The sequence below is a fragment of the Arthrobacter sp. UYEF36 genome (genome assembly GCF_040547025.1).
GTDB lineage: Bacteria > Actinomycetota > Actinomycetes > Actinomycetales > Micrococcaceae > Arthrobacter.
Window position 1 is genome coordinate 103,482 of the sequence record NZ_JBEPOX010000006.1, and the last position, 12,355, is coordinate 115,836.

Genomic DNA, 12,355 nt, shown 5'->3' on the forward strand with positions numbered 1-12,355 from the left:
TTCAGCCGCGGATTTTCGGGGCGATTTTGGGGTGGGCGATATCATGCAACTAGGGACACATTCACGCAAAGAATCACGGAGAATCGAAATTACAGACGCATTGGTCCAGGACGAGATCTACTACGGCAGCCAGGCATCGGTAGACGCCCATGATGAGGTCACCTCCGCGGCTGCCGTCGCGAGATTCCGGGCGCGCCAGGACGTTGTACGCCGCCGGGGCCGCTACGGCCTGATCAACGAGAACCGGACGCCGTACCAGGCCATGGTCGAGGATTTGATGTTCATCCGCTCGGTGCTGGACGGCGCCGGCCTGGACTACCTCCTGGTCCGCGGCAACAACGACAGGCCCGTCATCGCCGTCGACTGGAAGGACCGTAAGGAACTCCGCGACGCGCTCGTGGAGGCCTGCCACGATGAGCCCTTCTACTCGATGAGTGTCGATGCCAAGAAGAAGTCCTCGGTGCTGGTCGCCGACGGCGAGCTCTCCCCCAACCGGCAGTCCCGGATCTTCCGGCTGTACCGTCCCCGGGTCGAACCGGAAGGCGGCTTCGAGTTCGGCGCCTCGGCCGGGGTGCAGCTGGAACTGTGGAGTTTCGAAGGCGACGAGCTGATCCTCCCGATCGAGAACTCGCTGACCCGCCGGACGCTGCTGGCCCAGGATGCCGTCCGCGGCACGGTGGAGCGGTACGGCCACACCTGGCCCACCATCGAGAACATGTTCGCGGACCACGCCAGTGACATCAGCTTCGACATCGACCTCGTGTTTTCCTGGGTGGATGGCAGCTCCCCGGAGTACATCGCAGCTCGGCGTGCGCGGATGGCCGGTGTGGTGCTGGGCGAGGGCGACGACCACGAAGCCCGCTTCCGCCAGATCGACGAACTCAAGTACGCGCTGCGCTCGGTCTATATGTTCGCGCCCTGGATCCGACGCATCTTCATTGCCACGGACTCCCCCACGCCTTCATGGCTGGCGGATCATCCGGGGGTGACGATCGTCCGCAGCGAGGAGTTCTTCGCGGACCCCACCGTGCTGCCAACGCACAACTCACAAGCGGTGGAGTGCCAGCTCCACCACATCGACGGGCTGTCCGAGCACTTCCTGTACTCGAATGACGACATGTTCTTCGGACGCGCCGTCGGACCGGACTTGTTCTTCACACCCGGCGGCATCACGAAGTTCATCGAAGCGGAAACCCGGATCGGGCTCGGCGACAACGACGCGGAGCGCAGCGGGTTCGAGAACGCGGCCCGGGTGAACCGGAAGCTGCTCTGGGACCGCTTCGGCCGGATCACCACCCGGCACCTGGAGCACACGGCTGCCCCGCTGCGGCGCAGCGTCGTGGCCCAGATGGAGCAGGAGTTTCCGGCGGAGTTCGCCAAGACGGCGGCGAGCACGTTCCGCGCGGCCGACAACATCTCGGTGACCAACTCGTTCTACCACTACTACGCGCTGCTCACCGGCCGGGCCGTTACCCAGACGGCGGCCAAGGTGCGCTACGTGGACACCACCGCACGGGCTGGACTCAATTACCTGCCCAAGCTGCTCTCCAAGCGGAACATGGATTTCTTCTGCCTCAACGACGGAAGCTTTCCGGAGGTCGCGGCCGAGGAGCGGGCAGAACTCGTAACGGATTTCCTGGAGAAGTACTACCCCATCAAGGCCCCCTGGGAGAAGTAGGGGTTAGTTGCTGGCGGTCAGCCGGCGGTGGCCGGGCGTCCTGGCCGGGTCCTCGATTTTCGCTTTGCTGGGGATGCGGATCCCTGCCGCGGTGATCCGCCGCTGGGCTTCTTGGGCGGAGACGAGCTCGCCGACCGCCGGGGTGTCGCCGAGCAGGACCACGGAGTGCACGATGGTGTGCTCGTAAACGTGGACCAGGTTGAACGCCTGTCCGCCGTCACGTCCGCGGGTTCCGCCGACCGGAACATTGAGGTCCTGCGTGTAGCAGGTGGCCGATGCCACCGAGACCGGGATCCCCGCGAAGGTAGCCGTCGTCGAATAGTGCAGGTGGCCGCCCAAAATAGAACGGACATCGGAGTTCCGCAGAACTCCAGCCAGCGCCGTCTGGTCCCGAAGCTCCACCAGGACGGCGAGGTCCAGGACCGAGGGCACCGGCGGGTGGTGCAGGGCAAGGATGGTTCCGTCCGGGGCGGGTGTAGCGAGTTCCGCCGCGAGCCACTCCAGCTGATCCGGGCTCAGTTCTCCGTGGTGGTAGCCGGGGACTGAGGTGTCCATGGTGATGATCCGCAGCCCGTTGATGTAGTACGTATGGTCCACGGGGGCGTCGTCCGCCGGCTGGTCCAGCAGGCCGGTGCGGAAGTGCGCGCGGTTGTCGTGGTTGCCCATCGCCCAGATGACTTTCGCACCCATGGCCCTGCAGGCGGGCTCTACGATGGCCCGCAACTTGGCGTAGGCCTCTGGTTCGCCCCGGTCAGCGAGGTCGCCGGTGAAAATCACGGCTTCGGGGCGCGCGCCGGAGGCCCGCACTTCGTCAAAGAGTTGCTGGAGCATGGCGTCGCTGTCGACCACACCATGCAACGGTGCCGAACCTCCCAGCAGATGGGGGTCACTCAGATGGAGTAGAAAATGACGTGGCCGGGGGTGCTCGGCCTCGATGAGCTCCATTGCTACCTTCCTGGTTGGGTGGAAGCGGTTGCCTCCAGCGTCCCTCTCAGTAATGTCTATCCAATCAGACATTCGGCCAACAATGTGCAAACTCCAGTAGGCATGTTCGAAAAGAGGCAATAACCGAGTATTCCGGCGGACACATACCTGCCCTGGTCAGGGCCGGCTGCGCCCGCCGGAATATCACTACTCGAGTGCCTGGCAGTTAGCTCAGGTACCCGTTCGGGTTCAGCACGTACTTCGTGGCAGCGCCGGCGTCGAACTCGGCGTAACCCTTCGGTGCGTCCTCGAGCGGGATCGCCTTGGCGTTGACGTTCTTGGCGATGTGGACCTTGTCATGCAGGATCGCCATCATGAGCTGGCGGTTGTACTTCATCACCGGACACTGGCCCGTGGTGAAGCTCAGCGACTTGGCCCAGCCGGTGCCGAGGCTGAGCGAGAGCGCGCCCTTCTTGGCGGCCTCGTCGATGCCGCCCGGGTCCCCGGTGACGTAAAGTCCCGGAATACCCAGCGCACCGCCGGCGGCCGTGATCTCCATCAGCGAGTTGAGCACCGTCGCCGGAGCTTCCTTGGCATCGTGGCCGTGCCCCCGAGCTTCGAAACCGACGGCGTCGACACCGCAGTCGACTTCGGGTACACCGAGGATCTGCTCGATCTGCTCGGCGGGCCCGCCCTCGGACAGGTCAATGGTCTCGCAGCCGAAGCTGCGCGCTTGCGCCAGGCGCCCGGCGTTCAGGTCGCCGACAATCACAACGGCGGCGCCCAGCAGTTGCGCGCTGGTGGCCGCAGCCAGCCCGACAGGACCGGCCCCCGCGATGTAGACCGTCGAGCCAACGCCCACGCCGGCGCTGACGGCGCCGTGGAAGCCGGTCGGGAAGATATCTGACAGCATCGTCAGGTCCATCATCTTCTCGAGGGCCTGATCCTTGTCCGGGAACTTCAGCAGGTTCCAGTCTGCATACGGCACCAGGACATAGTTGGCCTGGCCGCCAACCCAGCCTCCCATGTCCACGTACCCGTAAGCGGCGCCCGGGCGGGCGGGGTTGACGTTGAGGCAGATGCCGGTCTTGCGCTCCTTGCAGTTGCGGCAGCGGCCGCAGGCGATGTTGAAGGGGACCGAGCAGATGTCCCCCACTTTGATGAACTCGACGTCCGGTCCAACTTCCACGACTTCGCCGGTGATTTCGTGGCCCAGCACCAGGTCCGAGGGGGCTGTGGTGCGGCCCCGAACCATGTGCTGGTCGGAGCCGCAAATGTTCGTGGCAACGGTTTTGAGGATCACGCCATGGCGCACCGAACGGCCCACGTTGGCGGGGTTGACCCCCGGGCCGTCTTTGAGTTCGAAGCTGGGGTAGTCAATGTCGATCAGTTCGACCTTGCCCGGCCCCTTGTAGGCAACGGCTTTGTTCCCTGTCATCACTTTCCTCCTGGTTTCACGGACCCCAATATGAGTGTCCAGTTGTGATTCACGAAGCGTGCTGATGCACCGTCCCCCGGGCTGGTGGCGGCTGTACCGACTCCTCACACACGCGCGTCTGCGCCGCGGGTGTGCCCGGCTAATTTGGAAGGTCCGGCCAGTCTAAGCCGCAAGCATGCTTAGGGATAGGGGCCGTTGTCCCCTTGTTTGCTGGGAGCCGAATCTCAGCTGAGGGCGGACTGCACGGCTTCGATAACTTCCGGTGAATCCGGCTCGACGGTGGGGGCAAAACGTGCCACCACGTCGCCGTCGCGGTTCACCAGGAACTTCTCAAAGTTCCATTTCACCAGCCCCGGCAGGAAGCCGTTCTTGAATTTCGTGAGCTCGGCGTAGAGCGGGTGCTGGTTCTTGCCGCGGACGTCGGCTTTCGTAGTGAGCGGGAAGGTCACGCCAAAGTTCCGTTCGCAGAATTCGGCGATTTCCGCGTCGGCGGCGGGTTCCTGGCCCGCGAACTGGTTGCAGGGAACACCGAGCACCTCGAAGCCCTGCCCGTGGAACTTGTTGTGCAGCGCTTCGAGTCCGGCGTACTGGGGCGTGAACCCGCACTGCGAAGCCACGTTCACTACCAGCACCACCTCCCCCTTAAAGCGGCCAAAGTCGGTGTCCGTGCCGTCGATGAGGGTGAGCGGAATGCTGTGCAGAGAGGTCATGGGAGGGTTCCTCGCGAAGTCGGTCATGAAGTTCGTGTCCGGAGCTGTGTTCCGGATGTGGTCACGACTGTCATTCGATACCAACGCGTGGAGGTATGGGTTTGTGCCGCCTACGGGCCAGGGGTCAAGGAGGGGTCCGTGGTCGCCGAAGGTTCCGCGGTGGGCGCGGGCGGTGGGGGTGCCACGGTGGGCTCCGGCGGTGGAGGCGGCGGCGCGGGCTCCACGACCGGGGGCGGAGCAGGCTCCGCGGTGGGCGCCGGCGCGGGCTCCACGACCGGCGGGGGCGGCGTCGGTGCCGGTTCCACGACGGGCGGCGGGGCCGGCTCGGGCTCCACGACGGGCGGGGGCGGGGGCGGCGTCGTCGGTGCCGGTTCCACGATCGGCGGAGGCGGGAGGGGCGGAGCCGTAGGTTCAGGCGACGGCGTCGGCGTCGGCGATTCTGGCGAGGGCGGCGGCGTGCTTGGCTCCGACGGCGGTGGGGGCACCGTGCTCGGCTCCGAGGCAGGCGGGGTGTCGCTCGGCGTCGTCGAGCCGCCCGTTGTGGTGGTGGTCCCACTCGGCGACTGGCTGGACTCGAGCGTTGGTGTATCCGACCGCGTCTTCGTCGGCGACAGCGCGTCCCAGATGGACGGGGTGGGCGTGGCCGCGGCGGATGTGGAGTACGACGTTTGCGGCAGTGCCGCGCGGGGCATTTCCTGGGCGCCACCGGCAACTACGTGCGTCCCGTCATCGGACACCGGGATAGCCCAGCCGAGGGAGGTGTTGGAGGGACTTCCGGCTTCGGGCGTGTAGCTGGTCATCTCGATGGCGCCCAGCCGGTCCGTCTGCACGATCGGAAGAAAGATCCAGTCGCGCGGGTTTTTGTGGGAGCCGTTCAGGATGGTCTCGAAATGCAGGTGGCAGCCGGTGGAAGATCCGGTCGTTCCCACCCGGGCAATGACCTCGCCAACGCGGACCGAGTCGCCCTTCTTTACGGCGATCGCCTCAAGGTGGTTGTAGGTGGTGATGAGCCCGTTGCCGTGGTCGATTTCCACACGGTTTCCGCCACCCCACGGGTGCCAGCCGACAGCCCGCACAATTCCGGCATCGGCTGAGTAGACACGGGTACCGCACGGCGCCGCAAAGTCCTGGCCCCAGTGAAATTCCCCGGCGGACCCCGTGATGGGGCTGGTTCGCAACCCAAAGGGCGAAGACCCCTGAAGGGATTCGAGTGGGGCCATAAGGAAGCCTTCGGCGGGCCGTTTTAGCCCGGCGGACGCCACATTGAGTTCCCCGGGGACGCCGTCCTTGGAGGTTGTCTCGACCGTTGAGCGGGGATAACCTACGAGCGCCAGGGCATCCGCGGTGAAAGCCGATGTGGCCAGGGCGTCAGCCGCCGGAACGGTGCTGGCACCGGCTGTGCCGGGAGTGTCCGGATCCAGTGTGCCCGGCCCCACGACTCCGTAGGCGAGTGAGGGGGACGGGACAACGGCGGCGCCGGTGCCCGACAGTCCCTGCACCCCGAAGGTCAGGACCGCCAGAGAGAGACAGAAACCACCGGACAGACAGCGCACAGCAAATATGCGCGCTCTGACCGCCTGCTCACTCGATGAGTTGCCCCAGTGTTTTCCCACGATGTGACTCCCGCATCCTGTTCGCCAGTCCCCAATTTCGCGGACTCACGTTCTCATGGGACCACAACCAGAGGGGCCTGTGAACCGTAAAAGCTACCCCTTTCCAACTTCAGGTGGTTGCCCTAGTAGTACTGGTGATCGGGGCAAGTACTGGGCCCCGCAGCGGTGGGAGAGAATGGAGTATGCGCAACCTCCTCAGGGAATGGCAGGCCGAACTCAAGCAGACGTTCACCGGGACCCGGGACGCAGTGCCGGACTGGGTCCCGCGCCTGGCGGAAGGCGACGACCCTGGCTACCACTTGCCAGGATCGGCGGTCTGGGCCGTCCATGGGGACATGCCGACGATCGTGGCGGGAATTCGCGCCCTGCTCATGCAGGCGCTCCATCCCGGCGCACTGGCCGGCGTCCACGACCACTCCCACTTCCGCGAGGACCCCCTGGGCCGGCTTGCCGGAACGATCCGCTGGATCTTCACGGTTTCCTACGGTTCAACCGCCGCGGCCCGCGCAGCCTCCGACTGGGTGTTGCGGCTCCATGAGTCAGTGCGCGGGGAATATGTGGACGGACATGGCGTTGTCCGGAGCTACGCGGCGAATGATCCGGAGCTGCTGCGCTGGGTGCACGTAGCCTTCACCGACGCTTTCCTTTCGGCACATAAGATCTGGGGCAGACCGATTCCGGGCGGCCCCGACGCCTACGTTCGTGAGTGGGCGCAGGCCGGGGAGCTCATGGGGGTGGAGGCCCCGCCACTCAGCGAACAGGAAATGCGCCTGCAACTGGACCACTGGCACGACGCCGGCGAGCTCCGTTCCGACGACAGGGTCGCCGAGACCGTGGCGTTCATCCGCAATCCGCCGCTCCATCCGGTGCTCAGGCCGGGCTACCGGGTGCTGTTCGCCGCGGCCGTTTCGAGTCTGGAACCCAAGTACCGCGATCTGCTGGGCCTGCGGCCCGCACGGCTGGGCCCCTTCCCGCTTCCTGTGCGGCTGGCGACGAAGGTGACGCTCGGCGTCGTCCATCTTGCCCTCGGTCGGGTGGGGCCCAGCGAGCAGGCTGCCCGGGCACGCCTCCGCCGGCTCGGCTACCGGGCATAGGGCGTGTCCCCTTAGCGGCCAGATCCGGACCTCGTGGGGGCGACCCCGGAACGGACGCCTTCCGAGTCGGAAGTAACACATCGTGTGCCGGCCGAAGCGGCCCCTCGGTCCCGGCCAGGAATGCTTTCCCCAGTGCTGTGGAAGGCCTCCGGGTTAGCGGCCAAAATGCGTGTATGGAACTGGCGTGCTTGCCAGTGTTTGTGCGGGTTGCAGGGGCAACATATGCCCCTACAACCTCCGACCGCGGGGATGCCTTGTGGCACAAAAAGGCCCCGGTCCCAGGGACCGGGGCCAAACGCGGAGAATGGGGGATTTGAACCCCCGAGGGCGTTAACCCAACACGCGTTCCAGGCGTGCGCCATAGGCCGCTAGGCGAATTCTCCAGTAGCTTCTGAATCAAAAGCAGATACTAGACTACCTGAATTTCCCGGCATCGCCCAATTGGCGCCACGGACCCCCACGGGCCCGCCGCCAGGGGGCTTGCCCCACGCTGCCCGCGGCGAATGGACATAGTGCCATTGTGCCCACTCCTGGCCGCGAAAAATGGGCATGTCCCGCGACAGACTTGCCCGCCGCCAGGGGGCATGCCCCACGCTGCCCGCGGCGAATGGACATAGTGCCATTGTGCCCACTCCTGGCCGCGAAAAATGGGCATGTCCCGCCGAATTTCCCGGGAGCGAAGTGGGCGATTCGGGGCACACTCAAACGTCGGGTAAACTTGCTGACGGCCCCTCATGTGGCGTCATCCTGTTGAACTCCCCCAGGACCGGAAGGTAGCAAGGGTAAATGGGCTCTGGCGGGTGCATGAGGGGTCTTTTATGTCTGTGCCGATTGGTAGGGTTTAGCTGTGACTGTTACAACCGCTCTTTACCGGAGATACCGCCCAGATTCGTTCGCGGACGTTATCGGGCAGGAACACGTCACCGAGCCGCTGATGACGGCCCTGCGCAAGAACCGCGTCAACCACGCCTACCTCTTCTCGGGCCCCCGCGGTTGCGGAAAAACCACCTCTGCGCGCATCCTGGCCCGCTGCCTGAACTGCGCCGAGGGCCCGACGGACACCCCCTGCGGCAAGTGCCCCAGCTGCGTTGAACTCGCCCGCGGCGGCTCCGGATCCCTCGACGTCATCGAGATCGACGCCGCCAGCCACGGCGGCGTCGACGACGCCCGTGACCTGCGCGAACGGGCCACCTACGCCCCTGTCCGGGACCGCTACAAAATCTTCATCATCGACGAAGCCCACATGGTCACTTCCGCCGGCTTCAACGCCCTGCTCAAGATCGTCGAAGAGCCGCCGGAACACATCAAGTTCATCTTCGCCACGACGGAGCCGGACAAGGTCATCGGCACCATCCGCTCCCGCACGCACCACTACCCATTCCGGCTCGTGCCGCCCGAGCCGCTCATGGCCTACCTCGAGCTGCTCTGCACGCAGGAGAACGTCCCCGTGGCGCCCGGAGTGCTCTCCCTCGTGATCCGCGCCGGCGGAGGTTCGGTGCGTGACTCGCTCTCCGTTCTGGACCAGCTCATGGCGGGCGCCGGACCAAACGGTCTGGACTACGAACTCGCCGTCGCACTGCTGGGCTACACCCACGCGTCCCTGCTCGACGACGTCGTCGAGGCCGTCGCGGCGTCCGACGCCGCCACGGTGTTCCGGGCGGTGGACCGTGTCATCCAGACCGGACATGACCCCCGCCGATTTGTGGAGGACCTGCTCGAGCGTTTCCGCGACCTCATCATCGTCCAGGCCATGCCGGAGAGCGCCCAGTCGATCCTCCGTGGCATGCCCGCGGACCAGATCGCGCGTTTGCAGAACCAGGCCCACAATCTGGGCGCCGCCGAGCTGTCCCGCGCTGCGGACGTCACCAACACGGCCCTCACCGAGATGACCGGTGCGACGTCGCCGCGGCTCCACCTGGAGCTGCTGTGCGCCCGCATCCTGCTGCCTTCCTCCGAGCAGACCGAGCGCGGCATTGCCGCCCGTATCGACAGGGTGGAACGCCGCCTGAATTACGCCGGGAACGACGTCGGGGCTCCCGCCACCGCGGCCGCCGTTCCTGCACCCGCTGTCCCGGCTGCAGCCACTCCGGCTCCCGCGACCGCGGCCACGGCACCGCTGTCCCCTGTTCCTGCAGCTGCAGCTCCTGTCGCCGGGGCCACTCCGGCTCCCGCGGCTGCCGTGGCCCCTGGGCGCGATGCCGAACCGGCCAAAGAAGCGCTCACCCCGCCGCGAGTCAGCACCGGCGACTGGCCTGTCGACGAGCCCGCCGCGGGTAACCGTGCTTCTGCCGGAAAGGCCCCGGCACCACAGGCGTCCGCGCCGGCGCAGCCAGCGGCCCCGGCACCCCCCGCCCCGGTCCCGTCCAGCACTGCCCCCTCTGCACCGGCACCCTCTGCACCAGCCCTTTCTGCTCCGGCCCCATCGACACCAGTTTCCGCACCGGCCCAGAACCAGCCGGCCCCCGCGGGTCCTCCAGCCGTGCGCGCCGCGGGCCCGGCGACCGGGTCCGGGCCCGACGTCGAAGTCCTCCGCCGCGCCTGGCCGGAAATCCTGCAGACGCTGACCAAAATCAAGCGGAGCACCTGGGCCCTCGTCGAGCCGAATGCGCAGGTGGGCCACTTCGAAGACCATGTCCTGACACTCGCCTTTACCACCTCCGGGCTGGCCGGCGCGTTCGGCCGGGCGGATCACTCCGAGAACCTGCGGCAGGCGATCCACAAGACCATCGGCATCGAATGCCAGATCAACGCAGTGGCCAGCGGAAGCAACAGCGCAGCGAGCTCTGAGCCAAACCCAAAAGCACCCGTTAGCCGGGACGTGCCGGCCACGTCCTCCGACGCGGACTGGGGCCTGGCCCCGGTCGCCGTCCCGGCTCCCTCCGGGTCCGCCCAGGCAACCCCGGCTGCGACGGACCCTGCGCGTCCCGCAGAGGCCCCTGCATCTAACCCCGCTACTACGGACGCCCCGGTCCAGACATCCGTCACCCCGGCCGCCCCGGTCCCGACACCCGCCTCCGGCCCTCCTTCCCCGGCGCCGGCGCACGTTCCGACAAGGGTTGCTCCCGAGGTTCCGCCGGCCGCTGTGCCGGCCGCCCCGGCCCCTGGCGAACAGACGAGCACTGCCCCGGAGGCCGCCGGATCCTACGCCTACCCCGACGATGATTGGGGCCCGCCTCGCGACGAAGACGCCCCGCCGCTGGACGAGGAACCACCCATGGACTGGGACCCGTCGGCCCCGGTTGCGGCCCCACCGGTAACGCGTGCCGCCCAGCCGTCCGCCCCAGCCGCGCGCAAGAGGACCGCCCCGCCGGCACGTACCGGCGCTGCTGGCACAACGCCCCAAGCCGGCACTCCGGCTCCTCAGGCGCCGGACACCGCCGACGACCCGTGGGCCCGCGCCGTCGAACGGACCCCCGGCATCTGGACAATCGGCACGGACTCCAACGTCGGAAGTTACGCGCCGGAGAAGTCCGTGGCTCCCGAGCCCGCGCCGGAGCCGGAGCCGCCGCACTACGAACCAGCGGCAGCCCAGGTCCCGCACTACGCCGCAGCCGTGTCGGCCTCCGCTGCGTACGAGCCTGTCGCCTCCTCGCCGAACGGATGGGGAGACTCCGCGGAGTTGGTGCCGGCCGGCGCCGCCTCTGCCCCAGCCGCGGCACGCGCCATGACAATGGCGCCGCCCGCAGCACCCGCAGCCTCGCCGACGTCGGCCGCGGCCCCCGCTTCCCTGGATGCGCTGTCCTCGACGGGCCGGCAAAGCCTCTATCAGCGGCTGTCCAACAGCCCGGAAGCCGAAGCCGGACGCGCCAAAGCCCCGGCCCGGGCCGCGGCCGCCACGACCACCTATGTCCAGGACGTCCCCAGCGCGGATGACGAAACAATCGAGGAATCGGGCGTCTTCGGACGCGCCGCCGTCGAACGCATCCTGGGCGGCAAACTTGTGGAAGAGCGGTCCCTGGACGGAAGCCCGCTGCCGCCGCGCTTCTAGCCGCTCCGACGGGCCCGCAGCCCGTCGCCACCCCAAACGAACGAGGACATTGTGTACGAAGGTGCAGTTCAAGAGCTGATCGACGAGCTCGGACGCCTTCCCGGCGTCGGGCCCAAGTCCGCCCAGCGGTTGGCCTTCCACATCCTTGAAGCCGACCCGCAGGACATGAAACGGCTCGTGGATGCCATCACCACCGTCAAGGAACGGGTGAAATTCTGCACGGTGTGCGGCAACGTCACCGAGCAGGAGCTGTGCAACATCTGCCGCGACCCGCGACGGGACCCTTCGATCATCTGCGTCGTCGAGGAATCCAAAGACGTGCTCGCGGTGGAGCGCACCCGCTCCTTCCGGGGCCGCTATCACGTGCTGGGCGGGGCGATTAATCCCATTGCGGGCATCGGCCCCGAGCAGCTCAGGATCCGGGAACTCCTCACCCGGCTCAACGACGGCGCCATCCAGGAAATCATCATCGCCACCGACCCCAACCTGGAAGGCGAGGCCACCGCCACCTACCTGGCCCGCATGCTCAAGTCGATTGGCATCGCCGTCACCCGGCTGGCATCAGGCCTGCCCGTGGGCGGCGACCTCGAATATGCCGACGAGGTCACGCTCGGCCGGGCCTTCGAGGGCCGGCGGAACGCCCTGAGCTAACAGCTGCGTCGGAGCGCCTCCGGCGGCTGGACTGCCGCCGTCGCGCTGCACTCCCACGTGGACATGCCCAGCTTCCGCGCCCACGGATGGACATATGGCCAATGTGCCCATCCCCCAGCCCCGGCGGAGGGCATGTCCCCAAGGGCGGGGGCACATGCACACTCCTGGCCCGCAGCGGGGGCATGTCCAGTGGAACGGGAGCCCGGCTGTCTGGCATCCGGTCACAATTCAGCAACCCAGGCCTCCCGGCGATAAACTG

The 12,355-nt window shown here is 67.0% G+C and carries 8 protein-coding genes, 1 tRNA gene and 1 other RNA gene; 5 read left to right on the forward strand and 5 right to left on the reverse strand.

Features of this window, described 5'->3' with window-relative positions; translation table 11 throughout:
* Positions 1-43 precede the first annotated feature (43 nt).
* Positions 44-1,678, forward strand: a complete 1,635-nt coding sequence (locus tag ABIB29_RS10795) for a stealth family protein (RefSeq protein ID WP_354172622.1) — start codon at positions 44-46, stop codon at positions 1,676-1,678.
* Positions 1,679-1,681: 3 nt separating this feature from the next.
* Here the strand turns inward: ABIB29_RS10795 and ABIB29_RS10800 are convergent, their stop codons facing one another.
* The 4 genes from ABIB29_RS10800 to ABIB29_RS10815 form a co-directional block, all read right to left on the reverse strand.
* On the reverse strand, positions 1,682-2,623 hold the full coding sequence (locus ABIB29_RS10800) for a phosphodiesterase (RefSeq protein ID WP_354172624.1): 942 nt from the start codon (positions 2,621-2,623) through the stop codon (positions 1,682-1,684).
* Positions 2,624-2,828: 205 nt separating this feature from the next.
* On the reverse strand, positions 2,829-4,040 hold the full coding sequence (gene fdhA / locus ABIB29_RS10805; protein WP_354172626.1) for a formaldehyde dehydrogenase, glutathione-independent: 1,212 nt from the start codon (positions 4,038-4,040) through the stop codon (positions 2,829-2,831).
* Between the two features lie 224 nt (positions 4,041-4,264).
* Positions 4,265-4,750 (reverse strand): glutathione peroxidase, encoded by a 486-nt coding sequence (locus ABIB29_RS10810; protein ID WP_354172628.1) that lies wholly within the window; start codon positions 4,748-4,750, stop codon positions 4,265-4,267.
* Positions 4,751-4,860: 110 nt separating this feature from the next.
* On the reverse strand, positions 4,861-6,249 hold the full coding sequence (locus ABIB29_RS10815; protein ID WP_354172629.1) for a M23 family metallopeptidase: 1,389 nt from the start codon (positions 6,247-6,249) through the stop codon (positions 4,861-4,863).
* Positions 6,250-6,545: 296 nt separating this feature from the next.
* On the opposite strand from ABIB29_RS10815, the gene ABIB29_RS10820 reads away from it, so the two are divergent.
* Entirely contained in the window at positions 6,546-7,457 is a 912-nt protein-coding gene (locus ABIB29_RS10820) for an oxygenase MpaB family protein (protein ID WP_354172631.1), read from the forward strand.
* A gap of 298 nt (positions 7,458-7,755) precedes the next feature.
* Here ABIB29_RS10820 and ABIB29_RS10825 read toward each other — a convergent pair.
* Positions 7,756-7,840: transfer RNA gene (locus ABIB29_RS10825), tRNA-Ser, on the reverse strand.
* Between the two features lie 340 nt (positions 7,841-8,180).
* On the opposite strand from ABIB29_RS10825, the gene ffs reads away from it, so the two are divergent.
* From ffs to recR, 3 genes are all read left to right on the forward strand, one after another.
* An RNA gene (gene ffs, locus ABIB29_RS10830) (signal recognition particle sRNA small type) lies at positions 8,181-8,277 on the forward strand.
* 27 nt (positions 8,278-8,304) lie between these two features.
* Positions 8,305-11,445, forward strand: a complete 3,141-nt coding sequence (locus tag ABIB29_RS10835; RefSeq protein WP_354172632.1) for a DNA polymerase III subunit gamma and tau — start codon at positions 8,305-8,307, stop codon at positions 11,443-11,445.
* A gap of 51 nt (positions 11,446-11,496) precedes the next feature.
* Positions 11,497-12,096 carry a recombination mediator RecR gene (gene recR / locus ABIB29_RS10840; RefSeq protein WP_069950546.1) on the forward strand — a complete coding sequence of 200 codons (600 nt, stop codon included), beginning with the start codon at positions 11,497-11,499 and terminating at the stop codon, positions 12,094-12,096.
* The last annotated feature ends 259 nt before the right edge of the window (positions 12,097-12,355 follow it).